We start from the raw sequence: 17,913 nt of genomic DNA, 5'->3' as shown, positions 1-17,913 counted from the left end.
TGGCGAAGCCTGCGATCTTTTAAGCTGCCGACCGAGACCGGCAGCCGTACCCCTTACTTCGCTGTGAACGTCGTGTAGCTGTTGATCAGGTTGCGGTAGTTCGGAATGCGCTGCGATAACAGGTTGGCCAGGCCTTCCATGTCGTTACGCCAGTCGCCCTGCAGCTCGCAAGCCACCGAGAACCAGTTCATCAGTTGTGCACCGGCCGCCGCCATGCGCGCCCAGGAGGCTTGTTGCACGGTGGTGTTGAAAGTGCCGGAAGCGTCGGTCACCACGAATACTTCAAAACCTTCAGCCAGCGCCGACAGAGTCGGGAACGCCACACACACGTCAGTCACTACACCGGCGATGATCAGTTGCTTGCGGCCGGTGGCCTTGACGGCTTTGACGAAGTCTTCGTTGTCCCAGGCGTTGATCTGACCCGGGCGCGCAATGAACGGAGCGTCCGGGAACTGCTCTTTGAGCTCCGGCACGATCGGGCCGTTTGGACCGCTGTCGAAACTGGTGGTGAGGATGGTCGGCAGGTTGAAGAATTTGGCGATGTCGCCCAGGGCCAACACGTTGTTCTTGAATTCGTTCGGCGAGAAGTCCTGCACCAACGAGATCAGACCAGTCTGGTGATCGACCAGCAATACAACTGCATCATCTTTGTTCAAACGTTTGTAAGGAACATTGCTCATGTGAAACTCCTCGGAGGATGGATGATGCTTAGGGCGCCGACACGCCAGGCCGGCGCTTTTTTGGAATGACTAGAAGGCAAAACACGAGCAGCCAAACGCGCCCCAGAACCCCTGGAAATCGCTGACCGGTGCGTTCGACAAACGCGCCCGTTCATGGCTGTGGGAATGCACCGCGCACGGCCCGCTGCAATGGTGAACCTGCGCCTGCATCGGCGAAGTCGGACGCCAGTGACCCGGCACCTTGACCACCGGCGACCAGTCCGGCAGCACCGGCACGCTGGGAGGCCCCAGTTTTTCGAAGTCGCCGGCGGCATACACCACTTTGCCGCCGACCACGGTCAACACTGACTCGATCCACTTGATGGCTTCTTCCTCGACACTGAAAAAGTCCGCGCTCAATGCCGCCACGTCAGCCAGTTGACCGACCTTGATCTGGCCTTTCTTGCCCTGTTCCGACGAAAACCAGGCACTGCCATGGGTGAACAATTCCAGCGCGGTCTGCCGGGGCAGGCCTTCGCTGTGCAGCGCCAGGCCACCGACGGTGCGACCGCTGACCATCCAGTACAACGAAGTCCAGGGGTTGTAGCTGGACACTCGAGTCGCATCGGTGCCGGCACCGACCGGTACACCCTCGGCCAGCATGCGCTTGATCGGTGGCGTGTTTTCGGCGGCCTTGGCGCCATAACGCTCGGCGAAATATTCCCCCTGAAACGCCATGCGATCCTGAATCGCGATACCACCGCCCAGCGCCCTCACCCGCTCGATGTTCTGCGGGGTGATGGTTTCAGCGTGGTCGAAGAACCATGGCAAACCATTGAAGGGAATGTCGCGGTTGACCTTCTCGAACACGTCGAGCATGCGGCTGATGGACTCGTTGTAGGTCGCATGCAAACGGAACGGCCAGCGCTGCTCGACGAGGTGGCGGACCACCGGCTCCAGTTCGTCTTCCATGGTTTGCGGCAAGTCCGGACGCGGCTCGAGGAAATCCTCGAAATCCGCCGCCGAGAACACCAGCATTTCTCCGGCGCCGTTGTGCCGCAGAAAGTCGTCGCCCTGATGCAACTTGACGCTGCCGGTCCAGTTCTTGAAATCGGTCAGTTCTTCCTTGGGCTTCTGGGTGAACAGGTTGTAAGCGATGCGGATGGTCAATTGTTGGTCCTTGGCCAACTGCTCGATCACCGCGTAGTCGTCCGGGTAATTCTGGAAACCACCGCCGGCGTCAATGGCGCTGGTCAGGCCGAGACGATTGAGTTCGCGCATGAATTGGCGGGTCGAGTTGACCTGATACTCCAGCGGCAACTTCGGTCCCTTGGCCAAGGTCGAGTACAGAATCATCGCGTTCGGCCGCGCCACCAACATGCCGGTCGGCTCACCATTGGCATCGCGCACAATCTCGCCGCCCGGCGGGTTCGGTGTGTTGCGGGTGTAACCGGCAACGCGCAGTGCGGCGCGGTTGAGCAAGGCGCGGTCGTACAAATGCAACACGAACACCGGGGTATCGGGTGCAGCCTGGTTGAGTTCTTCCAGGGTCGGCATGCGTTTTTCGGCAAACTGGAACTCGTTCCAGCCACCCACCACCCGCACCCACTGCGGCGTCGGCGTGCGGTCGGCTTGATCCTTGAGCATGCGCAAGGCATCGGCCAGGGACGGCACGCCTTCCCAGCGCAGTTCGAGGTTGTAGTTCAACCCGCCACGAATCAAGTGCAAGTGCGAGTCATTGAGGCCGGGGATGACGCAGCGGCCCTTGAGGTCGATGACCTGGGTGCTCGAACCGCGCAGGGCCATGGCTTCGGCATCGGAGCCGACCGCGATGAAGCGGCCGTCGCTGATCGCCACGGCACTGGCGAGGGGTTTTTCACGGTCAACGGTATGGAACTGACCATTGAACAGAATCAGATCGGCATTCATCGCGTTTCCTTAAGGCTGTGTGGAATGGGACTGGCCGGCTTCCAGCCACGGCGTGAACAGGCGCGTGGCCAGCGGCATAAAGACGTACACCACCGACAGCACGATGGTCAGCGTGATCAGAAACGTGGCGACCACGTAATTGGAAAGAAAGGCATTGAGCTGCAGCAACGGCCCCCAGAGCAGCGGCACCAGCAAGGTGTGGGGCAGAATCACCAGCAACGTCACCACGGCCTGCTTCCAGCGCGGCGGTGGCGAACCGGTCTCAGCCAGCGGTGAGAACCAGAATTCATTGACCGGGTTGACCTCGGTCTGGTCGCCGTCGGCCAGCATCGGCGCGGCTTCGTCGACCAGTGCCTGGCGTTGCGACGAATCGAGCCAGCGCTGCATCGCCTCGGTGGAGCAAAAACGCAGCACGCAGGTGAACATATCCAGGCCACCGTTCTTGCCGCGGATCACGTCCACGCCCAGATGTCCTTCCGTGCGCCCTGCGACGCTGACGATATTGCGCAACCAAGCTTCATACGCTGCTTCGAAACCGGCCTTGACCCGGTGCTTGACGATCAGCGTCACGATCTCATCGGACCCCGGCGCTTTTTGAGTTCGGGCTTCAGGCATAACGGAGCACTCCGGGCAAACGGACATTGAGCGCCAGCCGTCCCGGCCCGGCGATAAACACACTGGTGAAGAGGATCAACAGCAGCCAGCCGAACTGCCCTTCGGCCACACTCCATTGCGGGTGCACGACCAGCAGCGCCACCAGCAGCACAAACAGAATAGGCAAGCACGCCAGCCGCGCCAGCACACCGGCGACAATCAGCAACGGGCACAGCACTTCGGCGAAAATCGCCAGGCTCAGGGTGAGGTGGGCGCCGAGGTGGAAAGGGTCTTCGATGCGTTGCAGTTCGGCGCTGAAATCGAGCAATTTCGGCAAGCCATGCACCCACAACAGAAACAGCCCGCCGCTGACCCGCAGAAACAGCAGCCCGAAATCTTGAGCCTGTTCATTCCATCGCGAAGCGTTCATGGCCCTACCCTTGATCAATCATTGCCCTGAATAGTGCAGCGACGGGGTAGGGAAAAATTGAATGTACGTGCTCTCTTTGTACTGCGGGAACGCCGCACACAAATACAACACACCCCATTGTGGCGAGGGAGCTTGCTCCCGTTGGGCTGCGAAGCGGCCCCAAAATCCGCAATCACGGTTTGTCTGGCAAACCGCATGCACAGGGATTACGACTGCTGCGCAGCCGAGCGGGAGCAAGCTCCCTCGCCACAGGGATCAGGTTATAGGGCCGGGGCTGCCTTCAATTCCAGACTATCCAGCGCCCGACTCACCGCCAGTTCACCCAGCATGATGAGCTGCGCGACGCCCAGTATCGTATTGCGCTGCGGCCCCTCCAGAAACCCGGCACAGTCACTGGCGATCACCTTGGCCGAGGCAAAGGATTCGCAGGCATTGGCCAGTAGCTCTTCGATGTCGATGTTTGGGGCGACGGTGTAAATCGTGCTCGGTTTGCGTGGGGGCTGATTGGCGCCGTCGGGGTCGGACGGTTTGAGGTAGTGATCGAGAGCACGCTCGGCGGCTTCGTTGAGTTTTTTGGGATCGAGGGGATCGTAGGGGGAAACGTCGTCGGTTTCTGGCGGGTTAGGTGTGGCTTTGAACATGGTGAATCTCCGGTTATACCTGATGGAACCACCAGTACCTGTCGCTAAACAAGTAAGGGTGGCGGCTGTACGCAGGTTAGCGAACCGAGAGGTATAAGACCCGGCAGACCCGAGGGTCTCCCGCGCACAGCCACCATATCGAAACTGCAGACATGGAATGCCTGCAATATGACGGAGCGTTGTTGCGCTTATACCTGTTCAAGTCGCTAAACCCGATCGCTGATTGGCAGCGATGCGGAAACGATAAAGACCAGGCCCAAAGCGCACAAGCCGGCGGATTCTGGCGCAGTCGTAGGCAACGGCGCAAGGATCTGTAGCTTTCAGGAAGTAACGCTAAACACCATTAAACACAGCCCTCGAATCAACACACATTCCCCTGTGGGAGCGGGCTTGCTCGCGAAGGCGGCGGGTCAGTCGACATCACCGTTGAATGACACACCGCCTTCGCGAGCAAGCCCGCTCCCACAGGGTTCGAGGAGTGTTGAAGACCTGTATTTACAGCCTTAAACCACCGGAATATCCAGCGCCACCGACATGAACTGGCTGATCCGCGACCTCAACCAGCGCTCCGCAGGATCGTTGTCGTGCACCCCACTCCACGCCATCGACAACTGCGCCGCATCGATGGGGAACGGTGGATCTTCGGCACGCAAAGCACATCCCTCAACCAACGCGCAGGCTGCGTAATCGGGGACAGTGGCGATCATCTCAGTGCCGGCGAGCAACGCGCGTAACCCACTGAATTGCGGCACCCCAAGTACAACGCGTCGCGTGCGCCCGACCTTGGCCAAATCCACATCGATGTTGCCGCTCAGGTCACCGGAAAACGACACCATCGCATGGGGCCGCGCACAGTAATCGTCCAGGGTCAGCGGTTCTGGCCGGTTGTCGCCGCGCAGTACTTTGCACGGAATGTCGCGCAGCTTTTTGCGTTTGGCGTTGGCCGGCAGATCGGTGGTGTAGCTGACGCCCACCGAAATTTCCCCGGAGGCCAGCAATGCCGGCATCAACAGGTAATTGGCGCGGCGCACGACCACCACGATCCCCGGTGCTTCTTCTTGCAGTTGTCGTAACAACGGAGGAAAGAGACCGAACTCGGCATCGTCCGACAACCCGATGCGAAACACATCGCAGCTGGTCGTCGGGTCGAATTCCTTGGCGCGGCTGACCGCCCCCGAGATGGTGTCCATCGCCGGTTGCAGTTCCTTGAGAATCGCCAACGCCCGTGCCGTCGGCTCCATCCCGCGACCGTTGCGCAGCAACAACGGGTCGTCGAACAAATCACGCAACCGCCCCAGCGCGGCACTCACCGCTGGTTGGCCCATGAAGAGTTTTTCGGCGACCCGGGTCAGGTTCTTTTCGAACATCAGGGCTTCGAAAATCACCAGCAGGTTCATGTCGACGCGGCGCAGATCGTTACGGTTCATAAGCACAATCCCATTGTGTTTTCGGCCTGGCAAGAGGGTTGACGAGTGTGGCTGACTGTACTCGAGACTGCCCGCGCCGATCGATGAATTAACAACGTTTAACTCGCAAGCCAAAGCCCCCGCGACCAAGAATGAAGCCCTCTGCGCAGACCTTTTTTTAGAGGGAGCGTGCTGACTCACCGTGCAGTGCACCCGCGCGCGCCCTTCGACACGGACATTGGCCATGGCTCATTTTCAGCAAAACGCGATCAGCGCGTCCTCCACTGAAACGCGAAAAAAAACTACTGGCGGGCTCAGCCCCTGGCGTGAAAATCTGGCCAGGCAGTTGATCCTCGACCACCTCGGCGAAACCCTGGAAGTGACTGAACTGGCACGGGCGTGCGCCCTTTCACGCAGCCATTTTTCCCGTGCGTTCAAGTGCAGCACCGGCCTCTCGCCGCAAGACTGGATTCGTCAGCAACGCATCGCCCGGGCCAAGCAGTTGATCCAGAACACCGACTTGACCCTGACGCAAATCAGCCTGGAATGCGGCTTCTGCGATCAGGCGTATTTTTCCCATATTTTCACCCGCAGCGAAGGCGTTTCACCGTTTGCCTGGCGCTGTCGAACTGTGCGTTATCTTCCCTCTCTCACAATCAGAAGATCGCAGTCTTCGCCAGCGCCTACAGGGGTTCACATACCCGTGTAGGCACTGGCGCAGCCTGCGATCTTTTGATCTTGATCAGCCCTTGATGAATGCCAGCAGATCTTCGTTGAGTTGGTCCTTGTGGGTATCGGTCAGGCCGTGGGGTGCTCCGGGGTAGACCTTCAATGTAGAGCCCTTGACCAGTTTCGCCGCGGCGATGCCGGCGGCTTCGATCGGCACGACCTGGTCGTCGTCGCCATGCACCACCAGGGTCGGCACGTCGAACTTCTTCAGGTCTTCGGTAAAGTCGGTTTCGGAGAACGCCTTGATGCAGTCATAGGCATTCTTGTGGCCAGACATCATGCCTTGCAGCCAGAACCAGTCGATCATGCCTTGGGACGGCTTGGCACCCGGGCGATTGAAGCCAAAGAACGGACCGCTGGCCAAATCCTTGTACAACTGCGAACGGTCGACCAGGGACGCCTGACGAATACCATCGAACACCTCCAGCGGCAGGCCGCCAGGGTTGGCCTCGGTTTTGAGCATCAACGGTGGCACCGAGGAAATCAGCCCGGCTTTGGCCACGCGACCAGTGCCGTGGCGACCGATGTAGCGCGCCACTTCGCCACCACCGGTGGAGAAGCCGAACAGCACGGCGTTTTGCAGATCCAGATGCTCGATCAGCTGCGCCAGGTCATCGGCGTAGGTGTCCATGTCATTGCCGAACCATGGCTGGCTCGAACGACCGTGACCACGGCGGTCATGGGCGATGACCCGGTAGCCTTGGGAGGCCAGGAAGATCATTTGCGATTCCCAACTGTCGGCGTTCAACGGCCAACCGTGGCTGAAGACGATCGGCTGACCGGTGCCCCAGTCCTTATAGTAAATCTCGGTGCCGTCTCGGGTGGTAAAGGTGCTCATCAGGATGACTCCTCATGCAAGGATTTTGCGGTGGTTAAAAAGCGGTGTGGGCCATGCGTTCGGCCAGGCGTGCGACCAGCTCGCCCAAATGTGCGGCGGTCTTCGGGTGGATGAACTTGAAGGTTTGGATTTTTGAGCGTAGACCAGACGCAGGACGAGTTAAACGTTGTTAATTTTTAAGGGTGTGGCAACGGAACTGGCGCCCCTCTCACAAACCTCGCACCCAATAAATACAGGGCCAATGAGCAAGGACGAAAATGCAGCAGCCTATGCACACACCGTCGAGGCGCTCGACGCCGCGTTGCGCTGCCGAAAAAACCTGAGGAATATGCCCGAATACCGCGTGATAGACGGATGCAAGCAGGAGTGACCCGTTGACCCTTCCCCCCGAACAGGCCATTCATTTCGGCCCCTACCGGATCTACCCCGGACAACGCCTGGTCATGGAGGCCGGCCAACCCCTGCGCCTGAGTCGGCGGGCCATGGACATTCTGTTGATCCTGCTGGAACACGCCGGGCATGTGGTGAGCAAGCAACAACTGATCGCCCGGGTCTGGCCCAAAAGTGTGGTGGAAGACATCAACCTGCGGGTGCACATGGCGGCACTGCGTAAAGCCCTCGGTGACGGTCAGGCGGGTCAGCGTTACATCGTCACCGTCGCCCAGCGCGGGTACAGTTTTGTCGCGCCGTTTTCCCTTGAGCCCATCCAACAACACCCGAAAAACGACGCCAATGCGCCGGGTAGCCATAACTTGCCGATTCGCCGGACCCGCATGATCGGTCGCCAGGCTCTGGTCGACAGTCTGGTGACGCAACTGGCGCGGCAGCGCTTCATCACCCTCGTGGGCCCCGGCGGGATCGGCAAGACGACCGTGGCGCTGCGTGTTGCCGAGCAACTGATCGGTCATTATCGCGACGGTATTCGCCTGCTGGACCTGGCACCGATCAACGACCCGTTGATGATCGCCACACACTTGGCAACGCTGCTGAATTTGTCCTTGCACGAAGCCGGACCCACGAGCGGTCTCGCCACGCTCCTGCGCGAACGGCAGATGCTGCTGGTCATCGACAACTGCGAACACCTGATCGACGCCATTGCGTTGCTCAGCGAAAGCATCCTGCGCGCAGCACCCCACGTGCACATTCTGGCCACCAGCCGCGAGAGCCTGCGGGCCGAAGGCGAATGCGTACAGCGCCTGGAATCGCTGGACTGCCCGCCGCCCATCGCCGTGCTCGACCGCGCTCAAGCCCTGGCGTTTTCGGCACTGCAATTGTTTGTCGAGCGGGCGATGGCCAGCCACGACAGTTTCGAACTGACTGACGATGAATTGCCGCTGGCCATTGAAATCTGCCGGCGTCTGGACGGCATACCGCTGGCCATCGAACTGGCGGCAGCGCAAGTGGGCAGCCTGGGGTTGAATGGGTTGCTGTCGCAACTGCAAGGCAGCTTTCGCCTGCTCACCCAAGGCTGCCAAACGGCCTTGGGCCGCCATCAGACCCTGCGCGCGACACTGGACTGGAGCTTCGAACTGCTCAATGCCTGTGAGCAAACCTGCCTGCGCCGATTGGGGGTGTTCCGTGGCGGTTTTACCCTGGAGTCGGCGGCCGCCGTGATCGTCGGTGAGCACCTCGAACCCGGCGTGGTGTTCGCCTCGATCACCCAATTGGTTGCCAAGTCATTGCTGAACGTGGAAGTCGGCGACGAAGAGGTGTTCTACCGTCTACTCGATACCACACGTGGCTATGCACTGGAAAAACTCGCCGAGGCCCAAGAGCTGCCGGACACCCGCGAACGCCACGCCGAACGCTGCCTGGCCTTGATGCAGCAAGCCCAGGACGACTGGGAGCATATCTCGAGCGATCGCTGGACCGAGCGTTACGCCCGCAGCCTGGAAGACATTCGCGCTGCGCTCGATTGGGGCTTGAATGCTCAAGGACCGCAGGCCTTGGCGATCCGCCTCGCTGCGGCCTCGACGCCGCTCTGGCAGGAGCTGTCGTTGCTCAAGGAACACGGCGTGTACGTGCGCAAAGCCCTGGCACTACTCGAAGCGACGCACCAGCCCTGCCCGCGTTTGACCATGACCCTCAAGCTTGCCCTCGGCAGTGCCTGCTACCACACCCTGGGCAGTAGCGCTGAAGCCGTCGAAGCGTTCGTCAGCGCCAAACACCTGGCCGAACACTGCAACGATGTGGCCGGTCAGCTCAAAGCGATTTCCGGACATTTGGCGGTTGATCTGAGTTGCGGCCACTACCAACAGGCCCTGGAGCAGAGCCGACAATTCGAGCAGTTGGGGCTGCACGGTGACGCAGTGTTGGCCCTCAGCACCCAACGCTTGCGGGTTCTGGCCCTGCACTTTGCCGGGGATCAGGCTCTGGCGCGGGAGAATGTGGAACAGGTCATTCAATGCCTGGCCCAGAATGGTCACCTCAACCGCTTCAGCTACTGCTTTGGCGTGCATTACGATCAGAGCGTCGCGGCCCTGACAATTCTGGCGCGCATTCTCTGGTTACAAGGGCACCCGGAAAAAGCCTGGCGCACCGCGCGACAGGCGCTCGACATCGCGATTCAGATCAATCATGGCACGTCCATCTGCTACACCCTGGCGCTGGCCGGTTGCCTGATCGCTCACTACAACGGCGACACCCCGGTTGCCCGCGAACTCCTGGGTCTGCTGCTTGAGCAAGCGCAAAAACACTCGGTGTCGCTGTTCCACACCTGGGCCAAACATTACGCGCAGGTGATCGATGCTGCCGATGCGCCTTCGTCGCCGCGACCGAAAACCGGGTTGATCAAGGAAATCATGGTCACGCTGGACAGCCGCTTCATCGATGACGCGTTGCTGGAACGGGCCGAGAAAGGCGCGGCCGGCTGGAGCACCGCGGAAATTCTGCGAGCCCGGGCCGACGTGTTGCTGGCAGAGGATTGCCCGACCGGGGTCAGCGCGGCTGAGGCAGTGCTGCTCAAAGCCTTAGCCGTGGCAAAGACCCATGGAGCGCTGGCCTGGGAACTGCGCAGCGCCACCTCATTGGCCCAACTGTGGCAGCGTCAAGGTCTGTTCCGGCAGGCCCATGAGTTGCTGGCGCCGATTTACCAGCGTTTCACCGAAGGCTTTGCTACACCAGACCTGATGAAAGGCCGTCGGCTACTCGACGAGCTGCAGCGACACCTGCCCGGCTGATGTCCAGCATGCCCGGCTGATATAGCGGGCATAACGCAGTTCAAAGGCACGCAAGCGACCGCTGCGTTCGAGTTTCTCCAAGGCGTAGATACGGGTGGTGTTGAGGAAACGGTAACGGATCACGCCGCTGCCCTGCTCCAGCGACAGCAGTGATTTGCTCGCCAGCCGTTCTACGATTTCGCCCAGGCAGCTGGGCCGCAGCACCGCGCAATTGATCACGCCAATCGCCGCGTCCAGCGTGAACGCCATTTTGAACACCGCCAGCCGCTGCAGCACGGTTTGCTCCAACGAGCTCAGCTGTTCATAACTCCAGTCCAGTGCGGCTTTCAGACTCTGATGCCGTGGCACCGCAGTGCGCCGACCCTGGGTCAGCAGCTGAAAACAATTGCCGAGTTGCGCTTGCAACCCCACCAGCGCCAACGCATCGATCTGCGCCGCCGCCAGTTCAATGGCCAGGGGCAGGCCATCGAGCCGCCGACAGATTTCGCGCACCACATTGAGATCCTGTTGGCGCAGGGTAAACCCTTGCTGACGGGCTCGGGCGCGGCTGACCAACAGCTGCACCGCCGAATAACCCATGGCCTCGGCCACGTTGTATATCGCGCAGGTCGGTGGCACCGCCAGGGCCGGTATATGCAGCAGCGTTTCCCCCGCCGCTTGCAGGGGTTCGCGGCTGGTGGCCAGGATCGACAGCCGTGGTGCCGAGGCCAGCAGATTGTCCACCACTGCCCGACAGCATTCGAGCAGGTGATCGCAATTGTCGAGCACCACCAAGGTATGTCGTTGCACCAGCGCCGCCACGCCGACGTCCAGTTCCAGCGTGCGCGACAGATACTCGACGAGTTGCGCCGGGTCATCGATGGCCGCCAGATCAACCCTCCAGACACCGTCCTGATAGTGCTGCAACAGCAACTCGGCCACGCGCAACGCCACGGTGGTTTTGCCGATACCGGCGGGACCCACCAAGGTCATGAGACGTCGAACCGGCAACTGCCGGACCACACTGCCGACAATCGAGTCGCGACCGGTCACCGGAGTGAGCCGCGTCGGCAGGTTGTGCTGAGGCTTGTGCACAGTGTCGACCGGCACCGGCGTGCCTGTCCCGTCCTGATGTACCGGGGCGATGAAGCTATAGCCGCGCTGGGGAATATTGACGATGTAAGGCTGCCCGTTCTGGTCATCGCCAAGTGCCCGGCGCAGGGCGGCGATGTGCACGCGCAGGTTGATTTCTTCGACCACTGAGGTCGGCCAGACGTGGGTAATCAGGGCTTCCTTGCTCACCACTGAACCGGCGCGTTCGACCAGCACCTGCAAAATATCCAGGGCTCGCCCGCCCATGCGCAGCGGGCGATCACCCTGAAGGATCAGTCGCTGACGCAGGTGAAACGCGTAGGGCCCGAACCGCAGCACCGCATCGCTGTTTATATCTCTGAGGCTGTTCATGCACGTTCACGCGCTGAAAACCTGGCCCGGCTCAAGGTACTGCAACATCCATCGCACCGGTCCATCCAGGTTCCCGCACCTCCATGGTAAAGAGTTCACGGGTATCTTGGCAGGCATGAGTAACGGAACAATGACCACGGGAGGAGCATCACGGCCATCACGGTGCGCGTGACGGACAATGCCACCTAACTGAACTGTTCGCGGTATTGAGTGGGGGTCAGGCCGAGCTTTTCACTGAACAGAAAACGCATATGCCGCACGCTGCCAAAACCACTTTTATAGGCCACGGTCTTAAGTGGCAGGTCACTGGTTTCCAGCAGATTCCTGGCGTGGTCGATACGCGCGCTTTGCAGAAACTCCATCGGCGTCATGTTCACTTCCCGGGCGAAAACCCGGGCGAAGTGCCGCGCACTCATGTTCACCAGACTGGCCATGCGTTCAATGCTGAACGCTTCATCGAGGTGCTCGAGCACATGGTTCTGCACCCGGGTGATCGGCGTTTCTTGAGGTGCCACTGCTGCCATCAACGGACTGAACTGCGCCTGCCCGCCCTGACGCTTCATCACCACCAGCAACACCTTGGCGACGTCCTGGGCGACCTTCTTGCCATGGTCTTCGGCAACCACCGCGAGCGCCAGGTCGATGCCAGCGGTGACACCGCCAGAGGTGATGAGATTGCGGTCCTGCACGTAAATCTGATCGGTCTCGACACTTGCCTTGGGAAAGCCTTTGATCAGGCGTTCGGTGTAATGCCAATGCGTGGTCACGCGATAACCGTCCAGCAGCCCGGCATGCCCGAGCACGAACGCGCCGGTGCAGATCGAGCCATAACGGTTCGCCCGGCTGACAGCGCCCTGAAGCCAGCCCAGCAGCGGTGGATGTTTTTCGTTGTAGGCTCCCGGCCCGCCCGGCACCAGCAACAAGTCATAACGTTCGTTCGCCTGATCGATATGCAAATCGGCCTGAACATTGACGCCATTTGAGGCTCGTAGCACACCCGGCTCGGTGCCAATGGTCGACAACTCGTAACGGTCGCCGGGTGCCAGATAACGATTGGCGATGGAAAACACCTCCATGGGACCGGCCATGTCGAGCAGAAGAAAGTCGGGGAACAGCACCATTGCCACGGTTTTCATGGGTTCAAAATCACTGAGGTCACTAGTAGAGGATTGCTTAACCTGTGGGAGCGGGCTTGCTCGCGAAGCTTTTGGCGACCCTGAAGGCCCCTTCGCGAGCAAGCCCGCTCCCACAGGTATCGCGCCCGGCATTATGGCCAAATGTAACAATAAGAATACATGAACCTGATCACACAACTGTCAACTTGAAAGAGACAGTATTTCAATTTTCATCTACTTATTGCATTCAACGGTAAACATTAACCTTCTCCTCACTCGGACGAATTCACGTCCTGACAGGAGATTTCATCATGCTGACCCTTCGTAAAGCTTCGGATCGCGGCGCAGCCAATCACGGTTGGTTGAAGTCCTTCCATACTTTTTCCTTCGCCAATTACCGCAATCCGCGGGAGCAGGGTTTTTCCGACCTGCTGGTGATCAACGACGATCGCGTGGCGGCCGGCAAAGGTTTTGGCCAGCACCCTCACCGCGACATGGAGATTTTTTCCTATGTGCTGGAAGGCGCCCTGGAACACAAGGACACCTTGGGCACCGGTTCGGTGATCCGTCCCGGTGACGTGCAGTTAATGAGCGCCGGCAGCGGCGTCGCGCACAGTGAATACAATCACTCGGCGACACGCCCGGTGCACTTCCTGCAAATCTGGATCGTGCCAGACGTCAGCGGCGCCAAACCGCGTTACCAGCAAGAGCATTTCAGCACGCAGAAAAAACGCGGGCGCTTGCAACTGATCATCTCCCCTGACGGGGCCAACGGTTCGCTGAAAGTTCGGCAGGATGCGCGGGTGTATGCCGGCCTGATCGACGGCAAGGAAAGCGCCATGCTGGAACTGGCCGCCGATCGCTATGCCTATGTGCATGTGGCGCGAGGCAGTGTCGAGTTGAATGGCGTGCAGTTGCAGGAAGGTGATGGTGTGCGGGTGCGTGAGGAGCAAGTGCTGACCTTGAGCAACGGCGTGGATGCCGAAGTGCTGGTGTTTGATTTGCGGCCGCAAGAGTTGCCGCAAATGCCGTGAAGTCTGATGAGCCGAAAGCCCCCCCCCTGTGGGAGCGGGCTTGCTCGCGAAGGCGGTGTGTCATTCAACATTAATATTGGCTGACCCGACGCCTTCGCGAGCAAGCCCGCTCCCACAGGGGGATTGAGGTGCCTTTGGGATTTACGACAATCTCGTGATTCATGAGACTTTCAAACTACCGATAACCACGGGCCTGCACGCTGAACAACTGCGCATAGCGCCCGCCCGCCGTGACCAGACTGTCGTGATCGCCTCGCTCAAGAATCGAACCCTGGTCCAGCACGATGATGTGGTCGGCATTGCGCACGCTGGAGAAGCGGTGAGAAATCAACAACGTCATGCGGCCTTCGGTGTGTTGGCTGAAATGCTCGAACACCGCTGCTTCCGCCGCAGGGTCCAGGGCCGAGGTCGGCTCATCCAGAATCAGGATATCGGCATCGCGGCGCATGTAGGCGCGAGACAAGGCAATCTTTTGCCATTGCCCACCGGACAATTCCTGCCCACCGGCAAACCACCGTCCCAGTTGCGTGGCATAACCGCGATCCAGACGCTCGATAAAGGACGCGGCCATGCCCTCATCGGCTGCTTGCTGCCAACGCGCTTGATCGTTGAACGCCAACGTATCGCCAACACCGATGTTCTCGCCCACGGAGAACTGATAGCGAATGTAGTCCTGGAAGATCACGCCGATGCGCCGTCTCAGCGCCTCTTCGTCCCAGGACTGCAAATCGCTGCCGTCCAGCAAAATACGGCCCTGATCGGGGCGATACAGACGAGTCAGCAACTTGATCAGCGTGGTTTTGCCCGAACCGTTTTCCCCCACCAGCGCAACGCTGTGCCCGGGAAGCAGGTGCAGATCGATGCCCTGCAAAGCATCGCGACTCGCCCCCGGATAACGGAAACCGACATTCTCGAAACGCAAACCATCGCCGGGCAGCGCGCCCACGGTAAGGCTTCCACTATCGGCAATAACTGGCTCGGCCAAGTACTCGTAGAGGCTCGACAGATAAAGACCATCCTCGTAGAGACCACTGATCGCGCTCAAGCTGCTGCTCACGGCGGCTTGCCCCTGCTTGAACAGCACCAGGTACATGGTCATTTGCCCGAGGCTGATACTGCCGTGAACGGTATCGATCACAATCCAGGCATAGGCCAGATAAAACGCAGCAGTGCCCAGCAGCCCCAGTACAAAACCCCAGCCATCGCGGCGCAGCGTCAGGCGCCGGTCTTCGGCGTAAAGACGAGCGAACGTGTCCCGATAACGCTTCAACAGCAGCGGCGCGAAGCCGAACAGCTTCACCTCTTTAATGTAGCCCTCATGGGAAAGCAGCGTCTCGATGTAATTCTGCTGCCGACTCTCCGGCGCCCGGCGCGTGAACAGCCGAAAGGCATCCCCGGAAAAGTGCGCCTCGGCAAAGAACACCGGCAACGCCCCAACCACCAGCAGCACCAGCGCCCATGGCGAAAAATGCACCAGCAATACACCGAAGCTGATCAACACGATCAGGTTCTGGATCAGCCCCAGCGACTTCATCACCAGCGCCAGCGGCCGGGTGGATGCCTCGCGCCGCACCCGTACCAGCTTGTCGTAGAACTCGGAATTCTCGAACTGCACCAACGATAACGTCTGGGCTTTCTCCAGAATCATCGTGTTGACCTTCTGCCCCAACTGCACCCGCAACAGCGATTGCTGAACCGACAGTGCGCGCTGTGTCCCGGACAGCAACGCAAGCACGCCCGCTTCAAACAGCACATACCGCACAACCGGCCAAAGCGGTGCACTGCCCTGCTGGGTGTGCAACTGCATGGCGGCGACTACGGCGTCGACAATCCGCTGCCCCAGCCAGGCCGCCAGCGCCGGCAGCACACCGGCAATCAGCGTCGCCAGTACCAATCCCAGAAACAGCCCACGGGACGTTCCCCAGACCAGCAACAAGGCACGTCTCGCCTGGTCGAGCAAAGAGACGAAACGGGTCAGAATTGGCATTGGACAATGGTCTCGATTGGCGGATGTCGCGACAGGCGTTACAGTACGCAAGAACAAGCCATCGACTTCAGGGAATATGACGCGATAAGGCTGGCCTCACCCATCATAAAAACATCTAAAAAAACACCGTCACTCGCCACGTTTTAGCGCTTTGCTATGGAGAGTCAATGCCCATCGGGACATTCAGCCGATGCGCCCCCTCTCTATAAGTCGGAGCAAAACATGAAAATCAATCCCTACCTGATCTTCAATGGCGAATGCAAGGCTGCCTTCACGTTCTACGCCAAAAGCCTGCCAGGCCAGATAGAAGTCATGATGACCTTCGGCGAAACCCCGGCGCGCGACCATGTGCCGACGGACTGCCATAACCTGATCATTCATACGCGTCTGCTGGTCGGGGATCAGGCAATCATGGGCTCCGATACCACACCTGATCGCCCCACCGCTGGCATGAGCGGTTGTTCGGTTTCGTTGAATGTCGACAGTGTGACTGAGGCAGAGCGGGTATTTGCTGCATTGGCGGAGGGCGGCAGTATTCAAATGCCATTGGAAGAGACGTTCTGGGCGGCACGTTTCGGGATGCTGGTCGATCGGTTTGGCGTGTCATGGATGGTTAATTGCGAAAAGGATCAATGAGCGGCCTCCACCGGTGAGCGCATAAAAATCGCTGGCACTTTAGTGTCAATTCTGGGTTTTTTTCAATAACCCAACAGAATAACTACCCGTTCACAAATTCAGCCTTTGACATAAATATTACGACTATAATGCAAAATAACTCAATTAATATAGCGCTCCGTTCCGTTCGCCCTGGAAAGAGGCGATCGTTGCACCCGACGCCTCCTCAACGTGCATCTAGAACACCGTGGAATATCCTTATAAATCAACTGCAATTTTCAAAAATGCGGACTGGTGCACAGTTCATACGCAAGACTTCTCGATTGTGCTTCGTTCTGCAGCCAGATGGGCGATAAGCCATCACATCTAGAGTGCGACTGAAAAGGGTCCACGAACTAATCCCGAGGTCGCAAAAACAACTGGGCTTAAGCCTCGGCACTTGCCTATGTCATTGATTCAGCTGAAACTACTGACGATGTGGGACGCGCGTTCTCGATGGAAAATGTTAGAAAACGTCAGATAACGTCAGTATTTTGTGTATTAAGATTGCAGCGCCAGCACATATGAGTAATTTACGGATGAATACTGAGAGCAAAATCGAAAATAGCCAGAGAGAAACTCTCGCTATTGGGCACACTTGGCGCTCGGCAGAAAAACTTCGACAGTTATTTGCACCCAACCTCACACATGTTTATACATTGGCTCATTCAAACCCGCCAAGTCCGGATATCGAAACGCAAACATTCGATACCGTACTGATCGACATTGAAAGCCCCTCCAAGCTTAATGACTGCCTGGCGCTGATCAAGAAGCTACGTGCGAACCCGGAAGAACTGGCCATTATCGTTGCAATCAATTATCGCTCTCCGCAAACTAAAATTGAATGCTACATGGCCGGCGCCGATCACTGCATCAATGTACCTAACGATCAGGATGAAAAAGCCAGGCTACTATCAGAGTTGCTCGAAACTCCTGAATGGCAATCCAGCGTCAAGTTGACCCTGGACCCAACATGCCTGCACTTATACAACAACGAATATAAACTGGATCTGGCCTATCAGGAAATGAAAGCCCTGGATGCGCTTATTAACGCAGAAGGCAATATCCTGCACCATGATTGCATGGCCGAATCAATGGGCTTGAATATAAAACTCTATGACTCACGCGTCCTGGAGAAGTCCATAAGCCGGCTTCGAAATAAAATCAAAAAACACTTTGGCATTAACATCATCCACAGTGTTCGCGGTTATGGCTATCGATTGCTTCGAGGCGTCATATCAGCCAACCCGGTAAACTTTCACTCTTAAAGGGATT

16 protein-coding genes are annotated in these 17,913 nt (G+C 58.8%); 6 read left to right on the top strand and 10 right to left on the bottom strand.

What is annotated here, in order from left to right; translation table 11 throughout:
- Positions 1-53 precede the first annotated feature (53 nt).
- The 6 genes from ycaC to IC37_RS12245 form a co-directional block, all read right to left on the bottom strand.
- The gene (ycaC, locus tag IC37_RS12275; RefSeq protein WP_030132092.1) at positions 54-680 is read right to left on the bottom strand and encodes an isochorismate family cysteine hydrolase YcaC; all 627 of its coding nucleotides are present in this window, start codon (positions 678-680) and stop codon (positions 54-56) included.
- A gap of 69 nt (positions 681-749) precedes the next feature.
- Positions 750-2,588 carry an amidohydrolase gene (locus IC37_RS12270; RefSeq protein ID WP_030132091.1) on the bottom strand — a complete coding sequence of 613 codons (1,839 nt, stop codon included), beginning with the start codon at positions 2,586-2,588 and terminating at the stop codon, positions 750-752.
- Between the two features lie 9 nt (positions 2,589-2,597).
- The gene (locus IC37_RS12265) at positions 2,598-3,203 is read right to left on the bottom strand and encodes an antibiotic biosynthesis monooxygenase (protein WP_030132090.1); all 606 of its coding nucleotides are present in this window, start codon (positions 3,201-3,203) and stop codon (positions 2,598-2,600) included.
- Complete coding sequence (locus IC37_RS12260) at positions 3,196-3,612, bottom strand: DoxX family protein (protein WP_030132089.1); 417 nt, start codon at positions 3,610-3,612, stop codon at positions 3,196-3,198. The genes IC37_RS12265 and IC37_RS12260 overlap by 8 nt, the downstream gene beginning before the upstream one ends.
- 260 nt (positions 3,613-3,872) lie before the next feature.
- A complete protein-coding gene (locus tag IC37_RS12250) occupies positions 3,873-4,253 on the bottom strand; it encodes a DUF6124 family protein (RefSeq protein WP_030132088.1) in 381 nt (126 codons plus the stop codon).
- Between the two features lie 503 nt (positions 4,254-4,756).
- Positions 4,757-5,680: a LysR family transcriptional regulator gene (locus IC37_RS12245; protein ID WP_030132087.1), complete on the bottom strand. Its 924-nt coding sequence runs from the start codon at positions 5,678-5,680 to the stop codon at positions 4,757-4,759.
- Between the two features lie 223 nt (positions 5,681-5,903).
- On the opposite strand from IC37_RS12245, the gene IC37_RS12240 reads away from it, so the two are divergent.
- Positions 5,904-6,368: a helix-turn-helix domain-containing protein gene (locus tag IC37_RS12240; protein ID WP_030132086.1), complete on the top strand. Its 465-nt coding sequence runs from the start codon at positions 5,904-5,906 to the stop codon at positions 6,366-6,368.
- A gap of 33 nt (positions 6,369-6,401) precedes the next feature.
- Here IC37_RS12240 and IC37_RS12235 read toward each other — a convergent pair whose 3' ends face one another.
- Complete coding sequence (locus IC37_RS12235; RefSeq protein ID WP_030132085.1) at positions 6,402-7,226, bottom strand: alpha/beta fold hydrolase; 825 nt, start codon at positions 7,224-7,226, stop codon at positions 6,402-6,404.
- Between the two features lie 241 nt (positions 7,227-7,467).
- On the opposite strand from IC37_RS12235, the gene IC37_RS30495 reads away from it, so the two are divergent.
- Positions 7,468-7,596, top strand: coding sequence for a hypothetical protein (locus IC37_RS30495; RefSeq protein ID WP_256580720.1), 129 nt, complete (start codon positions 7,468-7,470; stop codon positions 7,594-7,596).
- 4 nt (positions 7,597-7,600) lie between these two features.
- Positions 7,601-10,405 (top strand): winged helix-turn-helix domain-containing protein, encoded by a 2,805-nt coding sequence (locus IC37_RS12230; protein ID WP_030132084.1) that lies wholly within the window; start codon positions 7,601-7,603, stop codon positions 10,403-10,405.
- Here the strand turns inward: IC37_RS12230 and IC37_RS12225 are convergent.
- Together IC37_RS12225 and IC37_RS12220 are read right to left on the bottom strand one after the other, a co-directional pair.
- The gene (locus IC37_RS12225; RefSeq protein WP_030132083.1) at positions 10,370-11,848 is read right to left on the bottom strand and encodes a winged helix-turn-helix domain-containing protein; all 1,479 of its coding nucleotides are present in this window, start codon (positions 11,846-11,848) and stop codon (positions 10,370-10,372) included. The genes IC37_RS12230 and IC37_RS12225 overlap by 36 nt on opposite strands.
- A gap of 185 nt (positions 11,849-12,033) precedes the next feature.
- The gene (locus IC37_RS12220) at positions 12,034-12,984 is read right to left on the bottom strand and encodes a GlxA family transcriptional regulator (protein ID WP_030132082.1); all 951 of its coding nucleotides are present in this window, start codon (positions 12,982-12,984) and stop codon (positions 12,034-12,036) included.
- A 290-nt stretch (positions 12,985-13,274) separates the two neighbouring features.
- Here IC37_RS12220 and IC37_RS12215 point away from each other — a divergent pair, with 290 nt between their 5' ends.
- The gene (locus IC37_RS12215) at positions 13,275-13,997 is read left to right on the top strand and encodes a pirin family protein (RefSeq protein ID WP_030132081.1); all 723 of its coding nucleotides are present in this window, start codon (positions 13,275-13,277) and stop codon (positions 13,995-13,997) included.
- 175 nt (positions 13,998-14,172) lie between these two features.
- On the opposite strand, the gene IC37_RS12210 is transcribed toward IC37_RS12215, so the two are convergent.
- Positions 14,173-15,984, bottom strand: coding sequence for an ABC transporter ATP-binding protein (locus IC37_RS12210; protein ID WP_030132080.1), 1,812 nt, complete (start codon positions 15,982-15,984; stop codon positions 14,173-14,175).
- 222 nt (positions 15,985-16,206) lie between these two features.
- Here IC37_RS12210 and IC37_RS12205 point away from each other — a divergent pair, with 222 nt between their 5' ends.
- Positions 16,207-16,620, top strand: a complete 414-nt coding sequence (locus IC37_RS12205; protein ID WP_030132079.1) for a VOC family protein — start codon at positions 16,207-16,209, stop codon at positions 16,618-16,620.
- Between the two features lie 557 nt (positions 16,621-17,177).
- Positions 17,178-17,906, top strand: a complete 729-nt coding sequence (locus IC37_RS12200) for a winged helix-turn-helix domain-containing protein (protein ID WP_030132078.1) — start codon at positions 17,178-17,180, stop codon at positions 17,904-17,906.
- Positions 17,907-17,913: the final 7 nt, after the last annotated feature.

Source organism: Pseudomonas sp. QTF5 (assembly GCF_000512695.2).
Taxonomy (GTDB): domain Bacteria; phylum Pseudomonadota; class Gammaproteobacteria; order Pseudomonadales; family Pseudomonadaceae; genus Aquipseudomonas.
Note: the sequence above shows the minus strand (reverse complement) of the source record. Positions and strands in the feature narration are given on the sequence as shown.